14 protein-coding genes are annotated in these 20,050 nt (G+C 66.8%); 1 reads left to right on the top strand and 13 read right to left on the bottom strand.

Annotation, left to right across the window (positions count from 1 at the left end; translation table 11 throughout):
• Positions 1-33 precede the first annotated feature (33 nt).
• Positions 34-1,533, bottom strand: a complete 1,500-nt coding sequence (locus tag L6Q96_06540) for a 4Fe-4S binding protein (GenBank protein ID MCK6554231.1) — start codon at positions 1,531-1,533, stop codon at positions 34-36.
• Between the two features lie 21 nt (positions 1,534-1,554).
• Entirely contained in the window at positions 1,555-4,056 is a 2,502-nt protein-coding gene (locus L6Q96_06535) for a hypothetical protein (protein MCK6554230.1), read from the bottom strand.
• 220 nt (positions 4,057-4,276) lie between these two features.
• Here L6Q96_06535 and L6Q96_06530 point away from each other — a divergent pair, with 220 nt between their 5' ends.
• Positions 4,277-5,191, top strand: a complete 915-nt coding sequence (locus tag L6Q96_06530; GenBank protein ID MCK6554229.1) for an LOG family protein — start codon at positions 4,277-4,279, stop codon at positions 5,189-5,191.
• A gap of 93 nt (positions 5,192-5,284) precedes the next feature.
• Here L6Q96_06530 and L6Q96_06525 read toward each other — a convergent pair whose 3' ends face one another.
• The 11 genes from L6Q96_06525 to sppA form a co-directional block, all read right to left on the bottom strand.
• Positions 5,285-6,499 (bottom strand): hypothetical protein, encoded by a 1,215-nt coding sequence (locus L6Q96_06525; protein MCK6554228.1) that lies wholly within the window; start codon positions 6,497-6,499, stop codon positions 5,285-5,287.
• A 134-nt stretch (positions 6,500-6,633) separates the two neighbouring features.
• On the bottom strand, positions 6,634-7,209 hold the full coding sequence (locus L6Q96_06520; protein ID MCK6554227.1) for a hypothetical protein: 576 nt from the start codon (positions 7,207-7,209) through the stop codon (positions 6,634-6,636).
• Between the two features lie 300 nt (positions 7,210-7,509).
• Entirely contained in the window at positions 7,510-8,583 is a 1,074-nt protein-coding gene (locus L6Q96_06515; protein MCK6554226.1) for an endonuclease/exonuclease/phosphatase family protein, read from the bottom strand.
• Between the two features lie 21 nt (positions 8,584-8,604).
• A complete protein-coding gene (locus L6Q96_06510; protein ID MCK6554225.1) occupies positions 8,605-9,885 on the bottom strand; it encodes an HD domain-containing protein in 1,281 nt (426 codons plus the stop codon).
• A 61-nt stretch (positions 9,886-9,946) separates the two neighbouring features.
• On the bottom strand, positions 9,947-11,080 hold the full coding sequence (locus L6Q96_06505; protein ID MCK6554224.1) for an acyl-CoA/acyl-ACP dehydrogenase: 1,134 nt from the start codon (positions 11,078-11,080) through the stop codon (positions 9,947-9,949).
• A 70-nt stretch (positions 11,081-11,150) separates the two neighbouring features.
• On the bottom strand, positions 11,151-12,332 hold the full coding sequence (locus L6Q96_06500) for an acyl-CoA dehydrogenase (protein MCK6554223.1): 1,182 nt from the start codon (positions 12,330-12,332) through the stop codon (positions 11,151-11,153).
• Positions 12,333-12,434: 102 nt separating this feature from the next.
• Positions 12,435-13,445 carry a methyltransferase domain-containing protein gene (locus tag L6Q96_06495; protein ID MCK6554222.1) on the bottom strand — a complete coding sequence of 337 codons (1,011 nt, stop codon included), beginning with the start codon at positions 13,443-13,445 and terminating at the stop codon, positions 12,435-12,437.
• Positions 13,446-13,456: 11 nt separating this feature from the next.
• Entirely contained in the window at positions 13,457-14,317 is an 861-nt protein-coding gene (locus tag L6Q96_06490) for a crotonase/enoyl-CoA hydratase family protein (GenBank protein MCK6554221.1), read from the bottom strand.
• A gap of 140 nt (positions 14,318-14,457) precedes the next feature.
• A complete protein-coding gene (locus L6Q96_06485; GenBank protein ID MCK6554220.1) occupies positions 14,458-15,624 on the bottom strand; it encodes a beta-lactamase family protein in 1,167 nt (388 codons plus the stop codon).
• Positions 15,624-17,831, bottom strand: coding sequence for a 1,4-alpha-glucan branching protein GlgB (gene glgB / locus L6Q96_06480; GenBank protein MCK6554219.1), 2,208 nt, complete (start codon positions 17,829-17,831; stop codon positions 15,624-15,626). Before glgB ends, L6Q96_06485 begins: the two co-directional genes overlap by 1 nt.
• 23 nt (positions 17,832-17,854) lie before the next feature.
• The gene (gene sppA, locus L6Q96_06475; GenBank protein ID MCK6554218.1) at positions 17,855-19,534 is read right to left on the bottom strand and encodes a signal peptide peptidase SppA; all 1,680 of its coding nucleotides are present in this window, start codon (positions 19,532-19,534) and stop codon (positions 17,855-17,857) included.
• Positions 19,535-20,050 lie beyond the last annotated feature (516 nt).

Below are 20,050 nucleotides of genomic sequence, written 5' to 3'. Positions count from 1 at the left end.
CTGCCGGCCGACCTGTGCGGCAGGTCGCAAGCGTTATCGCGCCACGGCGGTTCTGACCGCGGCCGTCTCGGGCGGTAAGTAAGCCGCCAGGTGCGGCGCCAGGCGCACTGCGCTGGCGAAAGCCACTGCGGCCTCGCCGCTGCGGCCCTGCCGCGCCAGCTCCTTGCCGAGGTTGAAGTGGGCCGCCGGTTGCGTCGGATCGAGGTCTGCTGCCCGGCGCAGGTGCCTTTCGACTCGGTGGGACTCCCCGAGGGCGCGGCCCAACCATGCCAGCCGCATGTGGTCGTCGAACGTTTCGACCAGACCGTAGCGGACGCACCGCTCGAGGTTTGCTGCCGCGGTCGCCGCGGTCCCGCGCTCCGCATTGGAGTAATCCGAACGCAACTGGGGGAAGCCGAGGGTCGTGATGGCCGATACGGCCTGCCAGTGGTGGTACTGGACGCCGGCGGAGTGGATCAGAAAGCCGAGCAGGATGACGCATCCGGCGGCAAAGACGCGCCCGGCCGCCGACAGCGTGCCCGCCTGCTTCAAGGCAATGCCCCGCAGTGCCACCACGGGCTGCCGCAGCAGGCGCAGTACCATGGCGCCACAGTAACCGGCGATCACGCTCGCGCCCAGGGCGAGCAACAACGGCACCCGGTCGTAGAGGCCGTGCAACGCCAGGAACGCCGCGGCACAGAGCCCGAGGACGAGCGCCTCTTCGCCCAGCGTGAACGGGAAGGGCGTCAGTCCCGTGCGGGTTCCGGCGGTCAGTGCCGGACGCCCGAAACGGTAAGCCAGCACTCGTTGCGGGCAAGCACTGACACACTCGAAGCAGCGCATACATCCGGAGTTCGCCACCATCGACAGGCGTTGCACTTCGGCATGCACCTGCACGCCGGTCGTGCAGGCGGCGGTGCAGCGCGCGCAGCCGTCGCAGTCGCCGATCAGTCGTATGCGGCCGAGGGAGAACTGGTCGGCGAGCGCGAACAGTGCGCCGTAGGGGCAGACGTACTTGCAGAAGCTCAACGAGCCCAGGAAGTAGACCATTAGAACGCCGCAAACGAGGAACGTGAGTACGGCGCTCGTCGGCCCCGGCAAGTGTGTCCAGAGGTTTTCGGAGGTGAGCTCCAACTGTGGCGTCGGCAGCGGCACGCCGAGCCAGAGGCGCTGCACCGCGGGGAAGAAGAAGATGTAGAAGGCGGCAACCAGGGGCACCACCCAGAGGAGACGCAGGCGAATCAGTCGCGGGCGAATGCCCAGGCGGGTAAGGGCAAAACGACAGGCCTCCTGAAAGGCAAGCATGTGGCAACCCCAGGCACAGAAGAAGCGCCCGAACACCATGGTCGCAACCAGCACCGCTACCATGAGTAGCAGCGCCGCCGTCACCACCCCTTCGGCCGCAAACCGGCCGGCGTCACTCAGTTGAATCGACGAGAGCGAACGGCCCGCCAGCCGCCAGTGCACGATGTGTGCGGCGATCGCCACGTGCACGAACACCAGCGTGGCGATGCGCCACCGCGCCGGCCGCGAGAACGCGGAGAGCCCTGTCATCCCACCTCACGCCGCGGCCGCTCAACGCAGCGACCGAATAATCCGCTCCGGACGCTGCGGTCGGGTCGGCCGCGGACGGTGTATCGGCCGCGTGGGACGATCGGGTCGGGTCGGCCGCGACGGTTGTGCGGTTACCGTCGGAACTGGTGACGGCCCGGTCGTCGGCCGTACCGTCGGTACGGTACCTGGGCCGTCCGGGTCGGGGAAGGGAACGCCGACATTGACGTATCCGACATTCGATTCACGGCTGTCGTCCTTTTCCCACAGCATATTGGCCGGATTGACGACGTTGACGAGATAATAGTTGCCCGAATCGATGACCTTCTCCGGATCGCCGTCAAGGTCGATCCATTGCGCCGGATGCGCGCGCTCGTAGACGTCCTTGAAGCCGACGGAAATACCCATGCGTCCGAGCGTGTCCGTACAGTGGGCTTCAAACTGATTGAGCCGGCCGTCCGCATACCTTATCGGGTCGGTATCGAGCAGGCAGTACGCCGACTTGGTGGCCAGAACCATCAGATCGCCGGTCATCGGATCGTCCTTGCGCAACTCGTAATTCACAACGTGTCCGTAAGACCAGTGTCCGCCGCTGCCGGTGAACCACATGCTGCCGGCGGGGCGCGCACACTTCGAACCGTCGCGCCGCAGAATGACCTGCTCGGCCGGGACGAAGTCGGTCGGGGGACTCTCCGAACGTTCCGCGGCCTGGATGATCAGCGGTCCATCGCCCGTGTTTACCACACTGGTGGTAAACTCGATGCGGCGGTGTCCGAAGCGGATGAGCGTGCGCACGTCCTTCGGTGGTTCGACGGTGAGTTCGGGGAGCAGCAGATCCGGATCTTCCCGTCTGCATACCGGTAGATCTTCGTCCCCACCGTCGGACGGCGGCGGCGGGCAGGGATCGATTCGATCCGCGGTGCCGGGAACCATTCCATGTTCCGGCGCACCGGCCAGAATCCATAGCCGTATGACGTCAAGCGCTTCAGGGCTGGTCGGCATGCCTCCGACGGGCATTGCCACACCCGGCACGCCGCGACGTCCCAGAGTGCGTGCCGCCAGCTTGAGCCACAGCATGCTCCGTTCCGGAGCGCCCGGCTCGACCAGTCTCATGCCGTTGATGCCGACAGCCTCGTCGAGCAGGTCCGCGTACGACCCCGGCGCGCGCAAGTCGAGTTCCCCACCGCGGTTCTCACCGTGACAGATTGCCTGGTTACAGCTCTGGCGCTCGAAAACCCCGCGCTGAATGAGTTCGTACGTGCTCGCAACCTGCCGGCAGTCGCCCTGGCCTGGGTCTCCCGGGGTCGGAGTTCGCGGCGGCCGAACAATGCCGGTGGCCGAAGCCGTCGGCTGGGGCGGCCCACCGCTCCCCGGGCGGGGACGGGTGGTACGCAGGGCCAACCGGTACGAGGCGCTGTTTGCGGCTCTGTCGTTATTGGTTTCCCAAACCACATCGGTCGGGTCGGCGACCGTGACCAAGTAGTAGCTGCCGGAGGGTACCGTGTCCGGATCGGCATCGACCTCGATCGTCTGGCCGTCGGTGGAGCTACGGTACACATCCTTGAATCCCACCGAGATGCCCATCCGACCGAGATCGTCTTCGCAATGCGCCTCGAATTGATGGCCACCGCGCCACCCCCGCACTTGCTCGGCGTCCACAAGACAGTTGGTCGACTTGGCGACGAGACCGACGACCTGGCCGGTCACCGGATCGCCCTTGCGCAGTTCGTAATCGATGATGTTGTCGTACCGCCAGTGCGCGCCGCTGGCGGAGTAGATGATTTCGCCGGCGGGCCGGGCGCAGCGCTTGCCGTCACGCTTGTTGATGACCTGCATGGCCTGGATCGCTCCGGGCCCCGTGGGCAGAAAGGCGGGCTGAATGATCAGCGGGCCCTGGCCGACGTTGGCGATAGAGGCTGTGAAGGTTATGCGGTGCTTGCCGTCCCGGGAACTGACGCGAACATCTCTCGGGGCCTCGCTGATCAGGTCAGGTAGCAGGAGGTCCGGGTCGCCCGGTTCGCACGGAGGCACATACCCGTAGTAAGCTTCGATATCGCGTTCGCAGAGGTCGATCCGATTGGCTACCCCGGGCACAATGCCGGTCTTTGGCGCGCCGGCGAGAATCCAGAGGCGCACGCCTTCCAGTTCTTCGCGGTTGATGCGTGGACGGCCGACCGGAATCGGTTCACCCGGATACAACTTCAGATCGTTCGTGCGGTAGTCCATCACCCGGTAAAGATGACTTTGATCCGGCTGCCCCGGCTCGATGCGATCGAGACCCTTGAGGCTGGTAATCGCAGGCCGGTTTACGAGATCGGCGTAGGAAGCGCCGGCACGCATATCGAGATTCGTCAGCTTGGTTTCGCCGTGACAGTAAGCGACATCGCACCCGTGCTTCTCGAAGATGCCCTTCTGGATGAGTTCGAAGGTGCTCGCGGCGGTTGGACAGTTGGGGTTCTGTCCGGCGGCCGGCAGAGCGGCGGAAAACAGCGAGAAAACGAAAACGCACCATCGCAAATCGCGCATTACCAACCCTCCCGTGCGGCGCAGCCGAACCGCTCCGCAGGTCCTGTGCCTGTCACGTCCCGACGTCCTCTTCGTCAGGTCAAACGTGTGGCACTAGAACCCGGAACGGGGCAAATAGGCAAGTTAAAAGCGCCACGGATGATAAATATCATAATCGGCCATGCGATCGCTCAGGCGCCCCCGCGCGCGACGGTCGCGGGCTGGTACCGTAGGAGGACCCATGGCCGACCATCCAACGCACCCTGAAGATGGCAGGATCAACAAACCCGACCCGCGCCAGGAGGCGATTATCAAGAGTCAGTCGTACGTGATGGCAGAACGGGACATTGTTTTATTGAGCCGGCCGAACCTGACCGGGGTTCGCCTCATGCTCGAGTACATGAAGCCGCAACTGGCGTTCGCGGCTAACGACGTCTACTCGACCATCGTGCTGTTCGGCGGCACCCGGATTACCGACCCGGCCCGCTCCCAGGTCCGCCTCGAAGCCGCACGAGCCGAGGCCGCCGCCCATCCCGACGATACCGAGGCGGCGCGGCGGCTGCGCGTCGCCGAGAACCTCCATGCGCTCAGCGCCTATTACGAAGTTGCCCGGGAGTTCGCAGCCCTCGTCAGTCACCGCTACCAGAGGCCGGGAGAACGCAACTTCGTCATCGTAACCGGAGGCGGTCCGGGCATCATGGAGGCCGGAAACCGTGGCGCCTCGGAAGCCGGTCACGCGAGTGTCGGGTTCAACATCAGCCTGCCGCACGAGCAGGTGCCCAACCCGTACATCACGCCCGATCTGTGCTTCAGGTTCCGCTACTTTGCCCTGCGCAAAATGCACTTCGTCGCTAAGGCCCGCGCTCTGGTGGCGTTCCCGGGCGGTTACGGGACCTTCGACGAGCTCTTCGAGGTGCTCTGCCTCATTCAGACGCGCACCATCGATCCGGTGCCGGTGGTGCTGGTCGGCGAGGCGTTCTGGCGCCGCGCCTTCGACCCGGCGTTCCTCGCCGAACAAGGGGTTATCGATCCGGGAGACGTACACCTGTTCGCTTTCGCGGAAAGCGCCGAAGAGATCTGGACCCGCATCGAGGAGTGGTACACGGCTCGCGGTCTGCGCGCCCCGCAGCCGGTGGACTACGACGAGGTGAAGTGAGGGGAGGGGAGGGACGAACCCCGCGCCGCGCTCGTCGGAGTGTGCGCGCGGCCGCTCCGGACGGTCCGCCGGGGCTGGCCTCGGGACGGCGGTTCATTTCATTGCCCGGCGGAACAGGGCGGCTGCGAACACGGTGCCGGCCGCGAGCGGCAGGCAGGCGGCAACGCGCAGGGCGCCCGGGTCGCCGGCGAGCACGGCCGCTACGGTGCCGGCTACGCCCAGGTTGAGGAAGCCGTACACGGCGATGTGAACGCCGTTGGCGAGCAACACCCGGCCGCCACTTCCCATCATGCCCGACATCATGCGGCTGCCGAAGCCGACGATGTAGTTGGAGATCCAACCGAAGAGCACGAGCGTGCCGTATGCCACCGTGAGGCGGCTGCCGGCAGGCGTGCCAGGGTCGACAATCGTGAGCAGCGCCAGGCCCGCCACGCCGGCGACCGCTAAGTGCACGAAAGCCGTGAGCACATGCCTTGTGCTCCAGTCGACCGGCATGCGTCGCGTGCGCAGAAACCCGACTATAATCGACGCGTACCGCCCCAGACTGGCCGCCAACAAGACCGTCAATACGACCGACACACGACTGCGCAGCAACAAGCTCAGCACCAGCAACGGGACGATGACGATCAGGCTTCCGACCTGCCACCGAATCGCCCGGACCTGGAACTCCGTCGGCAGGAGAAAGGCCGTACTCATGCGGTAAGACACCACGCACATCGTCAGAGTGATCCAGCCCAGCAGACCGAGGTGGGCATGGGCGGCGAGATTGCCGAACACACCGCCGCCGAGAAACGGAGCGACCGTGTTGACGGCGAACAGGAAGCCGAGCGTCGCGGTGCCGAGCAGGCACAGCACGGCTACCGACAGGCCGATGGTCGTTGTGTCACGGTTGCGGCTGCGCCAGAGCGGCCAGCCGAGGTGCAGGGCGAGCAGCAGGACGGCAGCCAGCAGGCAGGCGGCGCTCCAGACCATGCCCACGGGGCGGCGAATCCAGAAATGCGCCACCACGCCCGACGTACCGAAGGCAAACAGCGCCACCTGCACCGGCGCCAATCGGGGCAGTAGCAGCGGCTCCTTGGTCAGAGCCGGCACGTACTGGAACAGCACGCCGGTCATCGCCAGGCTGATCCAGCCGAGCGTGAAGGTATGAACGATGGCAATGACCCGCGGTTGGTAGAAGAACGCAACCACGTCGGGTGCCGCCGCGATTACCAGTACCCAGCCGGTGACGAAGGAGAACGCGGACAGCAGGAAACAGGCCCCGGAGATCTTCGCACTGGGGCGCAGCGAATTCGGTGCGGCGGACATACCGGCTCAATCGCTCCGGATCTTCAGCGGGTACGAACCGGTCCCGATCCGCCGCGCACCGCCCGCCCTGAGGATGCCCCGGCTGACGGCGGCCTCCTCAGGGCGGGGCGGGATTCTCCAACCTCCGGTTACGGTTACTTTGCCGGATGCTCGACGGCGATGGCCAATCCCTCAAGGAGGGTGACGGTGACGTCGTCGCCAACCTGGAGACCTTGCAGGGCCTTGGCGTCCTTGGCCTTGACAGTGGTAACTTTACCGCCGGGTCCTTCGAACGTGACCGACGGCGCCTTGGTGTCGATGGCCTTGATCTTGCCCTGCAGCGTGATCTGCTCGACGACCGCACCGGCCGGCATTTGACCCTTCGCGGCCTTGACGAACGCCTCGTCGACCTCGGCGCCGGCGGGGCCGGACTTGGGTCCCTTGAGGGCGACGGCGACGGCGGCGAAGCCCTTGACGACTATGACGTCGCCCACTTTGACCTTATCGAGGTTCTGGACCTTGTCGTCCACTTTGAAAGACCACGTCGATCCGTCCTCGGCCTCGATGGTAATCGAGCGAGTCTTCATGTCGAGCGCCGTAATCTTGGCCGTGGCGGTGAAGGTGACGCCCTCGGCCGCGGCGGCAATGGGCGGGTCGCCGGCCCGAGCGGACGCGGCGAGCGTGAAGGACAGCGCACATGCGGCGGCCGCAACAGCTATGGTGTGACGCATCGTTTCTGGACCTCCTCTCGGTTGGTGGTGCGTGGAATCGACACCCCGCCGACTACGGGCGGGCGTCGCGACACCCGCCGCGACGACGTGTCACTACCGAAGAAGATCGGGGGTCGCAACCGGAATCTTGCGGTGCGGCTGGCGGTTCCTCGAGCGTGCCACTTGCACGCCACTCTACGGGTTTACGGCGCCCTCGATCGCGTTCTCGAAGGAACGCGTTCTGGTGCGGCGAGCGTCGAGCGACGCTGATGCCGAGCCGTCGTTCGGCGCCGACTCGGTAACCATGCCCGTTTCCCGCCGTCATTCGCCGACGTGCACGGTGGCCCAGATCGGCAGGTGATCGGAGAGGTTGCCGCAGCGGTCCTGCGGGCAGATGCCCGGGTTGGAGACCGCGACGCCGCGCGTGAACAGGAAGTCGATGATCAAGGGCGCCGGATCGAAGCTGGTCGTTCGGGTACGCGGCGGCAACGGCGCGTGGGCGTCGTCGAAGCCGCGCGTGAGGAAGGCCTGCGTCGGGCCGTCGTTGGCAGCGCCGTACTCCAGGTCGAAAACGGCGCCGTAGGCGTTGAGGTCGCCGCCGACCACCACCGGGTAGGGCACGGCAAGGGCGTCGGCAGCGATCTCTGCCGCCTGAGCCGCCCTTATCCGCGCGGCGGTCGCCTCGGATTCGAGGTGCAGCACGTAGAGCCGAACCAGGCCGCGACCGATTCGCATGTCCGCAGCGATGGCAACCCTGCCGCCGAGGCGCGGCTCGTCGGGGTGGGGCTCGTCGGGCGGCGTGTACCAGCTCCAGTTTCGGGCGTGACGGATGGTGCGAACGTTGCCGAGCGGATAGCGCGCCACGATCGCATTGCCATGCTCGCAGAGCGGCGGATCGTACGGCCCCGCGGCACCGCGCACGCTCGGCAGTTCGACGAACTCGGTGGCGTAGACGTACCCGTACCCGAGGGCACGCGCGTAGTCGCGGGCAATGTTGCGGAACGCGGTGCGGGCGCAGCCGCGGTCGACCTCGCTGAGGAGCAGGACGTCCGGCGCGGGGATCGTGCCGTCACGCAGGCGCGCCAGTTGGGCATCGGCGCCGAACCCGCGCTCGATGTTGTAGGCGAGGACGACGATGTCCGTCTTCGGGCGCACCCTCGCCGGCGCAAAGGTGGCACCCTCGACGGCGCAGTGAATGAAAGTGGTATCCGGGGCGCGGTCCGGATCCGCGGCTTCGGTGCAGAGTCTCTGCACGCGTACGTCCGGCTCTTCCGCTTGCCACTCGAACTCAGCGAAAGGGGCGGTTGCCGCTGCCGGGTCACTGTCGCCACCACACGCGGTCAGCAGCAACAGCGCCAGGACAACCAACGTGGTCGAGTTCGTCGCGCAACGCATGGGCGGCCGTCGTGCCGGCGATCAGTGACGCCGGTGTTCGCTCGGGTACCCGATAACCGCCGCGGCGGCCGAGGCGGCCCGGGCGGCCGCTCCCTCGGGTACGAACACGTACAGCCGCCACAGCGCCGCGTAGCGCGCTTCGATCGCGCCGATTTCGGCGGTGCCGTCGTCGTCGTAACGGTTCAGGGCAACGAGACCGCGCGGCGTGTGGACGAGGGCCGCGGCTTCCTTCATGACCGTGAGCGCGGGGCAGTACAGGATGACTTCGGTCGGGTCGCAACCGATCGCTCGGGCCAGATCGTGTTCGACGGCGCGGCGCTCCGCGGCCGTTTCGTGGAACCGCTGTACCAGTCGGCGGCGGTCTTCCGCTGGCACCGTCAACGGCGAGCACACGTACCCGCGCTTGAGCAGGGCGCGACGTTCGAGGCGGCCAACCAGCACGGCGATGCGCGGATCGGGACTCGCCGCCGACGGCACCGCACGCAGGCGGTCCAGCAACGTCCAGTCGTTGAGTTCCAACAGCTCGTCCTCGTCGAGTGCGCCGCATTCGCGGGCGAGTTCGACGGCCTTCGAGATCATCGCGCCCGCGGCGACCTTGGTGTGGTGGTAGTACACTCGCTCGGTGAGGAAGTAGCGCATCCGCAGGAGTTGTACCGTCTCCGAACGCGCGTCCGGACGTTCCATGCCGTGCTTGGTCATGTTGACGGCGAGATGGCCGTCCGCGACCACGAAGTGCCGAAAGATGCGGTCGTCATACTGCTGCGCGAGACCCGTGAAGTAGGAGTCGCGCCGCAGATAGTCGAGGAGGTCGGCGTCAATGGTGCTGGCGACGATCTCGCGTGCCCACGCCGGCACCGTGCCTGTATCGCCCTGCAGGGCGAAGAACTCGGCAATGCGGTCGCGCAGGCCGAGCTGAGCCAGGGCGTCCCCCAGCGCGCCGTCGAACATCCGCATCAGGCGCACGCCTTTGTCGTGGCGCGGCAGGAGGCGGCGCTCGTCTTCCAGGGTGTGGCCGAAGGGCACGTGCGTGACGTCGTGCAACAGCGCGCCCACGCCGATGAGCGTTTCGACGTCCCGGTCGATCGGGGTTCCGGCCCGGCGCAGTTCCGCGACCATACGGTGGGCGAGCGCGCACACCCCGAGGCTGTGATCGAAGCGCGTGTGCACAGCCCCCGGATACACCAGATGGGCCGTACCGAGCTGCTTGACGCCGCGCAGGCGCTGCACCTCGGGCAGGTCGAGGACGGCGGTCTCGACCGGGTCCAGCCTGATATCGCCGTGAATCGGGTCGCGGATCAGCATGAATGCCAGGGGTCGGTGGGTACGCGGTTACCCTGTCCGGGTCGAGGAGCGGAACGCCGGCCTAGACCGACAGTGTGGCCACCCGCTCGCGGTGGAACACCGCGTCCCCGAAGGCGGTGCGGTTCCACAGGGCGCGCTTGAACCAGAGCTGCATGTCGTGCTCCCACGTGAAACCGATGCCGCCGTGCATCTGGACGGCGCGGTTCGTGGTTCGACTGTAGATATCGGTGAGTCGGGCCTTCGCCATGGCGGCGGCGAGACCGGCACGCCTCGGCTCGTGGTCGTACGCGTACGCAGCGTACCAGACCAGCGACCGCGCCGGCTCGATCTCGCTGACCATCTCGGCCGCCATGTGCTTGAGCGCCTGGAACGAGCCGATCGGCCGGCCGAACTGCTCGCGGGTCCTGGCATAATCGACCGCCATTTCCAGGGCGCGTTGCGATCCGCCGAGACTGTCGGCGGCGATGGTGACGCAGGCGGCATCCGTGACCCGGCTCAGAGCCCGCCAGCCGGCCGGCTCGTCGGCCAGCCGCGCACTCTTCGGCAGTTCGACGTCGCGCAGCTCCACGGCGCACGGTCGCCGCGTCTGATCGACGTCGGGCAGGGGCCGGACGGTGACTCCCGGGGTATCACGGGGGACGGCGAACAGGCAGACGCCGTCGGCGTCGCGACCGCGGGTGCGAGCCGCCGTGACGATGAGATCGGCAACGTGGGCGTCGGGCACGAATAGCTTGGTTCCCGACAGACGAAAGCTGCTACGTGTCGAAGTGCACCTGGTTCGGATCGCAGCCGGGGTCGGACACGGCTCGCCCTCGGAGACGGCGAGCGTTGCCAGAGCTTCCCCCGCCGCGATCTGCGGCAGCCAGAGTTTCTGCTGCGCGGTCGCTCCTCGCGCGTGGACGAGGCTCAACGCTCCGAGCACCGCCGTGGCGAAGAACGGTCCGGGAACCGCGGCGCGGCCCAATTCCTCGCAGAGCACGGCAAGGTCGAGAAGGCCGAGCCCGAGACCGCCGAACTTCTCCGGGATGACGAGGCCGGTCCAGCCGAGGGCGGCCATCTTCTGGTGCAGCGCCGGCGAATATCCCTCCGGCGTGGCCATTGTCTGGCGCACCACGGTCGGCGCGCACTCGCGCGCCAGGAAGTCGCGCGCGCTCTGTTGCAGAAGCTCCTGTTCCTCGGAAAGGGCGAAGTCCATGGAGGGTACCTCGGGGTAGGGAAGTGCGGGTTCTGGTCTCCAGACCAATAACAAACGACGAGCGACACCCCTATCTCGGCATGCCCAGCCCGCGTTCGCTGATGATGTTCTTTTGAATCTGCGATGTGCCGCCGCCGATGATCAAGCCCAACGAGAACATGAAATGGATCGGCCAGTCGCCGCGGTCGTGGGCGTCGGCGGCGCCCCGGCCAAGCGAGCCGTACGGGCCCATCACGTCGAGCGCCATCGCCGCGATGTCGTGGTTCAGTTCGGTGGACACGAGCTTGTTCACTGACGCCCCGATGCCTGGCGGTCGCTTACGAATCGCGTCGGTGAGCTGCCGATAGGCGTGGTACTTCATGGTTTCGACACGAATGATCAGGTCGGCGAGTTGTTGCCGAACGACCGGATCGTCGGCGGCTGCCCGGCCGTTGCGTTGACAGGTCCTGGCCAGCCGCAACAGGCCGTTCATCATCATCTGCGTGGTGGTCGTCGAGCCGAGCATGTTGCGTTCGTGCTGCAGGGTCGCATTAGCGACCAGCCAGCCCTGATTCAGCTCGCCAACGAGGTTCTCCCGTGGGATGCGTACGTCATCGAAGAAGACCTCGTTGAACCCGGGTTCGCCGGTCATCTGGATGAGCGGGCGCACGGCGATGCCGGGCGTCTTCATGTCGATGAGCACATAGGAAATGCCGCGGTGCTTGGGAGCTTCGGGATCGGTCCGTACGAGACAGAACATCCAATCGGCGAAGTGAGCGTTGGAGGTCCAGACCTTCTGCCCGTTGATGATGAACTCATCGCCGACGAGCTCGGCCCGGGTGCGCAGCGAGGCAAGATCGGAACCGGAGCCGGGTTCGGAGTAGCCCTGGCACCAGATCTCTTCGGCGGTGAGGATCTTCGGAAGAAAGCGCCGGCGCTGTTCCTCGGTGCCGTGCTGGATGAGGGTCGGACCGACCATCTGGATGCCCATGCCACCGACCAGTCCGGGGGCGCGGGCGACGATCAGCTCCTCGTTGACGATGGTCTGCTGAACGACGTCCGCCCCCTGGCCACCGTATTCGCGTGGCCAACCCATGGCGACGTAGCCGGCATCGTAGAGCTTGCGCTGCCAGGCCTTGAGCATGCGAATCCGGCGGGGGTCGCCGGATTCCAACGATCCCGCTTCCGGGTCGCGTTTTGGCAGGTTGGCCTTGACCCAGGCGCGTACCTGCCGGCGAAAGGCTTCCTGCTCCGGCGTAAACGAGAGATCCATCGATAACTCCCCACCTGCGGTTCCGGACCCGCGGCCCGGGAACACCGACTCGAACGTTGGACTTCGGACCCGGGTCTTCAAGTCCCGGGCCCGGGACGCATCTCACTCCTCTCTGCGCGCCAGCACTACCTCGGTGCCGTGGCGTCCGAGCGGTGCCCGTCTTACGCCGCCGAATCCGGCGGCTTCGAGCATTTCAGTGAACTCGCGGAAGGTATAGACGTCGCCGCTGGCGGTGGACGCCAGCATGAGGACGGCAAACATCAGAGCCGGTCCGTGGGTGGTGCGCTCGTCGTCGGCGACCCACTCGTGCAGCGCGAGCGTGCCGCCGGGCTTGAGCGCGCGAATGAAGCGCATCGCCAGGTGGATCACCTGCGCGGGCGGAAAATGATGAATGAAATGGCTGGCGAGCACGAGATCGAAGCGGCCCTGAGGGATCGGCGTGTCGAAGGCGCTGCCGGCGATCCAGTTCATGCGCTCGGCCAGGCCGCGGCGCTGCGCGGTCTGTTGCGCCGCCCTGACGACGTCTTTCCAATCTAGGGCCGTTACGCGGGCCTGCGGCCAGCGCTCCAGAATGGTGAAACCGTAGACGCCGGAACCGCACGCAACGTCGAGCACCTCGACCGGGCGGTCGGTGGCCAGCGGGAGCGCGTCCGCGACCAGTGCCGCGGTGTAGGCGGAGGTGCGTTCGGACGCCTCGCAGAACTCCAGCCAGAAGTCGTGATCCGGAACGTGAACGATCGACTCGGGCGGCTGCCCGGTCCTCACGATATCGCTGAGCTGGCCGACGGCGTCCCAGATGATGGGGTTGGCGGTAACGCGCGCGAAGCCGCCGGCGTAAAGGGCCGAGTCCTTGACGAGGAACTGCTCCGCCACCGGCGTCAGCTCGTACTGGCCGGCTTGCTTGGCGAGCAATCCCTGGGCGACCAGCGCATTGAGCAGGATGCGCACGCCCCTCTCGTCGGCGTGGGTGGCGAGCGCAGCGGCGTCGACGGTGTTGCGCCCGCGCGAGATGTAGGTGAACAGATCGAGGTCGATCGCCGCCTTGACCACTCCGGTGCGCACGAACGAAAAGAGGAGATCGAAGAGCGCTTCGAGGGAGTCGGGTTGAGACATCGGCTGGCGGCTCACTTGAAGGGCCGGGGCGGCCACCACGGGTAGAATGGCGGCATGTTGGTGCTCGGTCGCATCGTGAACTGCGGCGGCCGTTTCTCGAGAAATGACGTGACGCCTTCGACCGCGTCGGCGGACCGGCCCATCCAGTAGATGCACTGCGAGTCGATCCGGTGCGCCGCCATTGGATGATCCGCTCCCAGCATGCGCCAGAGGAGCTGGCGGGACAAGGCGACGGATACGGCGGACGTGCCGCCGGCGATTTCGTTGGCGAGGCCGTAGGCGGTATCGAGCAGGGCCTCGGGAGCGACGATACGCGAAACCAGTCCGCCGGCCAGCGCCTCGGCGGCGGGGAAGACGCGACCGGTGTAAACCCACTCGGCGGCGCGGCCGATCCCGACGAGGCGGGGCAAGAACCAGCTACTGCAGGCTTCTGGGACGATGCCACGTCTGGTGAACACGAATCCCATCTTTGCGGTGTCGGCGGCGATACGGATGTCCATCGGCAGGGTCATGGTGATGCCGACGCCGACGGCCGGCCCGTTGATGGCGGCGATGATCGGTTTGGTGAGGTCGAAGATGCGCAGCGTGACCTGACCGCCGCCGTCGCGGTGCTCGTCGAGGGTCTCGGGGCGCGGACCGCGACTGCTGTCGAAGGTGGCGCCGCCTCCGGACAGATCGGCGCCGGCGCAGAAGGCCCGCCCGGCACCGGTTACGACGATCGCGCGGATGGAGTCGTCGGCGTCGGCCCGGTCGCAGGCGTCAATGAGTTCGTGCTGCATCCGCGTCGTGAAGGCGTTGAGCTTCTCCGGGCGGTTCAACGTGATCGTGAGGATCGATCCGTCAACGGTGTAGAGGATATGCTGGTAGTCCATCGCCGTAGAGTTGAGCCTCGGGAGAGCAAAGTCAAAGGGGCGCAGACCGTCGCGGCGCCAGGTAGGCTGTCCGGCCTCGCCGGGTTGCCCGCCCGGGTCGAGCGGTCATCGATCCGGCGTATTGGAGCCCGACAGCCGGATCACGCCACGCACTGCGCCGCCAGGGTCGAAATCGCGGTGGTGCGGCGGCCGGCGGTGAGCCAGTCGACGAAGCCGTTGGTGCAATAGCCGACAGAGATCCCGGTTGCAGGGTCGCCCCATGCCACCTGACCGCCCGCTCCCCCGTGGCCGAAGGCGCACGGTGACGCAGCATGGCCGAAGCCGCGCAGGTGGGCGCAGCCATCGGCTCCGGCGACCACGACCCCGAGCGCCCGGTTGACCGGGATGTCGAGGATGGGGTCGCGGTGGTGATCCTGCGTGCGAACGCGGGTTGCGCAGACGATCGTCTCGGTCGCGAGAATGCGGGTCCCGTTCGGCGTAACTCCGCCGGCGAGCAAGGTCTGGTAAAACATCGCCAGCTCTGCCGCACTCGCTACGGCCCCGCCGCCCGGAATGCCGATCAGACGCAGCTCGGGCCGGTTCAGTTGCAGGATCGCATCCGGGGTTACGTCCTTCCAGCCGCCCGGTGGCGCGAGCGGTGCACCCACGTAACAGACGTCGGCGACGCGGTGGTTGTGCTCGGCCGGCAGGCCGAGGAAGTACTCGTCGAGGCCCATCGGTCCGGTCACACGATTGCGCACGTAGTCGCGGTAGTCCTCGCCGGAGCGCCGCTCGATGAGTTCGGCGAGCACCCAGTGCGCCGAGGTCGGGTGGTACTCGTAGCGACTGCCGGGTTCCCAGTTCAGACGCCACTTGCCGAAGGCGGCGAGCCGTCGCCCGCGGTCGTCCCAGTGATCGGGATGAAACGGAGCGTAGGGAAAGCCGCCGACGAGCAGCAGAAGCTGCTCGATGGTAATGACCTCCTTGCCGTTCGTGCCGAACTCGGGGATGACCTCGGCCACGCGTTCCGCGAGGTTCAACTTGCCGGCTTCCAGCAGTTGCCACACCGACACCGCGATGGCCGCCTTGGTAACGGAGAACACGCTGTAAAGCGTTGCGTCGGTGGCCGGCGCGTCGACGCCGCCCTGGGTGGCACGACCGAACGTCCGCACGCCGGCAAGCCGGCCGTGGCGTGCCACCGCCACCTGCGCACTCGGCAGAACGCCTTCGTCGACGTCGCGGCCGGCGCGCGCGAACAGAGCTTCGAGCCGCCTGCTGTCGATACCCACATCCTCGGGGCGGCCGGCGATCGATTCCGACCGGAGCATCACGGACCTTCCGTCGTGGCCGTGGGTTTCAGGACGATCGCCCCGAGCGGTGGGACGTCGACCAACAGCGAGAACGGCCGGCCGTGACAGGTTCTCTGCTCCGCGGTGACGCCGAGGCCATTGCCGACGTTACTGCCGCCGTAGTACTCGGAGTCGCTGTTCAGCGCCTCGCGGTAAGCGCCGCCGGCCGGTACGCCGACGCTGTAGCCGAGGCGCGCCACGGGCGTGAAGTTGCACACCACCACAAGGAAGTTCCGGCGATCGCGCGCGAAGCGGAGGAAGGAAATCACGCTGGCGTCGGCGTCGTTGCAGTCGATCCATTCGAAGCCCTGGTGATCGAACTCGAGGTCGTGCAGCGCCGCTTCCTGGCGATAGAGCCGGTTGAGGTCGCGCACGAGGGCCTGCACCTGGCGGTGCATGTCGTGCTCGACCAGGTGCCAGGGGACGCTCTCGGTGCAATTCCATTCCGTCCACTGTCCGATCTCGCCGCCCTGAAAGAGCAATTTCTTGCCCGGATGGGTGTAGAAGTACGTGTAGAAGGCCCGCAGATTGGCCAGCTTCTGCCACAGGTCGCCCGGCATCTTGTCGAGCAGGGCCCGCTTCCCGTGTACCACCTCGTCGTGGGAGAGCGGCAGAATGAAGTTCTCGCTGAAGGCGTAAAGCATCGAGAACGTGAGATGGTGATGGTGGTAGCGCCGGTACACGGGATCCCTGGAGAAGTAGTCCAACGTGTCGTTCATCCACCCCATGTTCCACTTCATGCTGAACCCGAGGCCGCCGGCGTACGTCGGGCGGGAGACGGCGGGCCAGGCGGTGGATTCCTCGGCGATGGTGACGACGCCCGGATGATAGCGGTGCACGACTTCGTTGAACGTCTTGAGAAAGTCGACGGCTTCCAGGTTTTCGCGCCCGCCGAAAACGTTCGGTACCCATTCGCCGGCCGGACGGGAGTAATCGAGGTAGAGCATTGAGGCGACACCGTCCACGCGCAGACCGTCGACGTGGTACTTGTCGAGCCAGAACAGGGCGCTCGAGATGAGGTAGTTGCGCACCTCCCAGCGGCCGTAGTCGAAGACGAGGCTGCCCCAGTCGCGCTGTTCGCCTTTCTTCGGGTCGGCATATTCGTAAAGCGCGGTGCCGTCGAAGTGCGCGAGGCCGTGCGCGTCGCGCGGAAAGTGCGCGGGGGTCCAGTCCAGAACGATACCGATACCCTGCTGGTGGAGGTAGTCGACGAACCACATGAAATCGGTGGGGGTGCCGAAACGGCTGGTCGGGGCGAAGTAACCGAGGGTCTGGTAGCCCCACGAGAGGTCGAAGGGGTGCTCGGTGATGGGCAGCAACTCGACGTGGGTGAAGCCCATGTCCTTCACGTAAGCCGTCAGCTTCGGCGCCAGCTCGCGGTACGTCAGCCAGCGACTATCTTCCTCGGGGACCCGCATCCACGAACCGAGGTGAACCTCGTACAGCGCGAGCGGTTGATGGAGCCAGTCGAACCGCTGTCGGCGCTCCATCCAAGCCGCGTCGTTCCAGGTGTAGCGGTCGATGTCGTAGACGATCGCCGCGGTCTTCGGCCGGTGTTCGAAGTGGAAGCCGTAGGGATCGGTCTTGACGCCCAGGAAGCCGTGCTCGCGTCCCTTGATCTCGTACTTGTACAGGTCGCCTTCCTGAAGGCCGGGGACGAACAGCTCCCAGACCCCGGTACTGCCGCGGACACGCATCTGGTGTCGGCGGCCGTCCCAGTTGTTGAAGTCGCCGACCACCGACACGCGCTGGGCGTTGGGAGCCCAGACGGCGAAGTTGACGCCGCGCACACCGGCGATCTCGGCGGTATGAGCGCCGAGCTTTTCGTACTTGGTGTAGTGTCGGCCTTCGGCGATGAGGTGGAGGTCGAAGTCGGACAGAATGGGCGGAAAGGCATAGGGATCGTAGGTTTCGAAGCCGTGGCCGTGTTGGTCGACGATGCGCAGGCGGTACTGCGCGGGTTCCGGCCGGCTTTCGAGGCGCGCTTCGAAGAGCCCCGCCGAGTGCACCCTGCGCAAGGGCACGCGTTTGTTGCCGGCCACGGGGACGTAGTCCACTTCGCGCGCCTGCGGCACGAAAGCGCGCACGACCCAGCCGCCGTCGACGTGGTGCGGGCCGAGGATCTGAAAGGGATCCCAATGGGTCGCGTTGACGATCAGGTCGAGATGTTCTGTCGAGGTGTCCATCGTTCTCCAGGTGCCGGCATGGGTCAGAAGAATCGGAAACGGAACGGGAGGAGGGCCCAGACCCGTTCGCGGTAAAGGCCGCCGAACCACGACCAGCGGGCCATGATCTCGGCGTGCGGCGACGCGAGATTGAGCGACAGTTTCCACCACCGCTTCGGCTTCGGATAGCGGTCGATAGCGACGATCGTCTCGCGCGTGACGCCGGCCAGCACCTTGGCTTCGTCGAGCGCGTGTTCGAGGCCGCCGATTTGGTCGACGAGCCCGAGAGCGAGGGCTTGTCGGCCGGTCCAGACGCGGCCTTCGGCAACCGCCGCCACCGCGTCGCGACTGAGATGCCGGCCGGCGGCGACCTTATCCAGAAAGACGTCGTAAAACGAGGCCGCTTCGCGCCGCAGGAGTTCGCGCTCCTCGTCGCCGAGGGGCAGGTAGTCCGAGTAGAGCGCCGCATGGCGGCCGCGCGTTACCAGTTGTTTGGTTATGCCGACGCGGTCGTACAGGCCGCGCAGGACAGCCTTGCCGGCGAGCACGCCGATGGAGCCGGTAATGGTACCGGCGCCGGCAATGACCGACGAACCCGCGACCCCCACGTAGTAACCTCCGGAGGCCGCCATGTCACCGAACGAAACCACCACCGGCTTGCGTTCGCGGGCCCGCGTCACCTCGCGCCAGAGCAGATCCGAGGCGAGGCCGGAGCCGCCGGGGCTGGCGACGCGGAGGACGATCGCGCCGATGTCGGGGCGCTCACGGAGTTCGGCCAGGTCGCGCGTCGCCGCGACCACGCCGGTCGCACTGGCGCCGTCGGCTCCCGGTACGCTATCGCCCATCTTCACGGTCCCAGTGATGTGGAGCAGTCCCACGGTGGTCCTGGCCTGGCGCAGCACGCGGCGTCTAATCGTACGGCCCCGGCGGGCCGCGTAATCGCCCATGCGGATCGCCGGTCCCTGGTCGCAGGCGGCGCGCAGACCAGCGTCGGCTTCGTCGGCGTACGCCAGAGCGTCCACCAGGCCGAGCTTCAGGGCATCGCCGGCGATGAACGGCCCGCCATCGAGGAGTTCGCGCACGTCGCTCTCGGGGCGGCGGCGGCTGGCGGCCACGGCGGCAACGATCTGGTCGTACAGGTCGCCGAGCAGGCTGTCGAGCATCTCCCGGTGCGGTGCGGACATGTCTTGACGGGTAAAGGTCTCCGCGGCCGACTTGTACCTGCCCATCTGGATGACGTCGGGTTCGATGCCGAGCTTTTCGAGGGTACCGGCGACGAAGGTGACTTCGGAAGACAGGCCGGTAATATCGAGTGTGGCGGTGGGTGCGAGGAGCACCCGTTCGGCGGCGCAGGCGACCAGATACTCGCGCAAGCCGCCGTGGGTCAGATGGGCCCAAACCGTCTTCCCGGCGGCCCGCAGGCCGGCGACCAGGCGATGCAACTCGTCGAGTTTGGCCCAACCGCCGTGGATGTTGCCGCACTGCAGAAGGACGCCGCGCACGGCCGGGTCCTCGCGCGCCCAGCGCAGGGCGGCGATGAGACCGAGGTAATCGATTCGCTGCGGCATGCCGAACAGGGGGTTGCTCCAGACCTGTTCGTTGAGTTCGCCGTCGAGATCGACCGTGAGCACGGCGTAAGGGGGCCGGCGCCCCAGGGCGTGTAGAACCGCTTCCGACGCGCCCAGTGTCGCGGCTGCGCACAGGCGCCACGCCCGTTGCAACATAGCGGCCTCTTGTAGCACCTGGCGGCGGAGGGCAAAAGGCGGGTCCGGCGGCGCCACGTGTCCGTGTCGCCGTCGGCGAACGTGTACGTGCCGCTCAGGCTCTTGCGCGCACGTGTCCCGGTGAACGTACCGATCTGCCGGTCGTCGGGGCCGACCAGCACGCCATAGACCTCGGCGCCGTCGATGCGGCCTTCGATTCGCGCCTCGTCGAGCAGCGGCGAACCGAGGACGGTAACCCGCCCGCCGACGCTGCCGTCGTCGCGCCGCTTCAGCTCCACCTGCCAATCGCGCTGGCCGTGCCCCTCGCGCCGACTCTGCCACTGCCCGCCGCCGACGAACTGGCGGACGACGGCGGGCGGCCGCAAGCATGCCTGCCGGGTTGCCGCCGGAGAACGCCGCAACAATGCCAGTCCCAGCTCCCATCAGGCTGAGCTCGGAATAGAAGGTGAAAGCACCTTGAGAGATCTGGTTCGAAGCGTAGGCTTGGTTCACCCCCACTTGAGTTAGTCCGAACGC

Source organism: Candidatus Binatia bacterium (genome assembly GCA_023150935.1).
Lineage (GTDB): Bacteria > Desulfobacterota > Binatia > HRBIN30 > HRBIN30 > JAKLJW01.
Note: the sequence above shows the minus strand (reverse complement) of the source record. Positions and strands in the feature narration are given on the sequence as shown.

Excerpts from the sequence above, each read along its gene's own strand:
- L6Q96_06540 (MCK6554231.1), bottom strand. The coding sequence starts at position 1,533 with ATGACAGGGCTCTCCGCGTTCTCGCGGCCGGCGCGGTGGCGCATCGCC.
- L6Q96_06535 (MCK6554230.1), bottom strand. The coding sequence starts at position 4,056 with ATGCGCGATTTGCGATGGTGCGTTTTCGTTTTCTCGCTGTTTTCCGCC.
- L6Q96_06530 (MCK6554229.1), top strand. The coding sequence starts at position 4,277 with ATGGCCGACCATCCAACGCACCCTGAAGATGGCAGGATCAACAAACCC.
- L6Q96_06525 (MCK6554228.1), bottom strand. The coding sequence starts at position 6,499 with ATGTCCGCCGCACCGAATTCGCTGCGCCCCAGTGCGAAGATCTCCGGG.
- L6Q96_06520 (MCK6554227.1), bottom strand. The coding sequence starts at position 7,209 with ATGCGTCACACCATAGCTGTTGCGGCCGCCGCATGTGCGCTGTCCTTC.
- L6Q96_06515 (MCK6554226.1), bottom strand. The coding sequence starts at position 8,583 with ATGCGTTGCGCGACGAACTCGACCACGTTGGTTGTCCTGGCGCTGTTG.
- L6Q96_06510 (MCK6554225.1), bottom strand. The coding sequence starts at position 9,885 with ATGCTGATCCGCGACCCGATTCACGGCGATATCAGGCTGGACCCGGTC.
- L6Q96_06505 (MCK6554224.1), bottom strand. The coding sequence starts at position 11,080 with ATGGACTTCGCCCTTTCCGAGGAACAGGAGCTTCTGCAACAGAGCGCG.
- L6Q96_06500 (MCK6554223.1), bottom strand. The coding sequence starts at position 12,332 with ATGGATCTCTCGTTTACGCCGGAGCAGGAAGCCTTTCGCCGGCAGGTA.
- L6Q96_06495 (MCK6554222.1), bottom strand. The coding sequence starts at position 13,445 with ATGTCTCAACCCGACTCCCTCGAAGCGCTCTTCGATCTCCTCTTTTCG.
- L6Q96_06490 (MCK6554221.1), bottom strand. The coding sequence starts at position 14,317 with ATGGACTACCAGCATATCCTCTACACCGTTGACGGATCGATCCTCACG.
- L6Q96_06485 (MCK6554220.1), bottom strand. The coding sequence starts at position 15,624 with ATGCTCCGGTCGGAATCGATCGCCGGCCGCCCCGAGGATGTGGGTATC.
- glgB (MCK6554219.1), bottom strand. The coding sequence starts at position 17,831 with ATGGACACCTCGACAGAACATCTCGACCTGATCGTCAACGCGACCCAT.
- sppA (MCK6554218.1), bottom strand. The coding sequence starts at position 19,534 with ATGTTGCAACGGGCGTGGCGCCTGTGCGCAGCCGCGACACTGGGCGCG.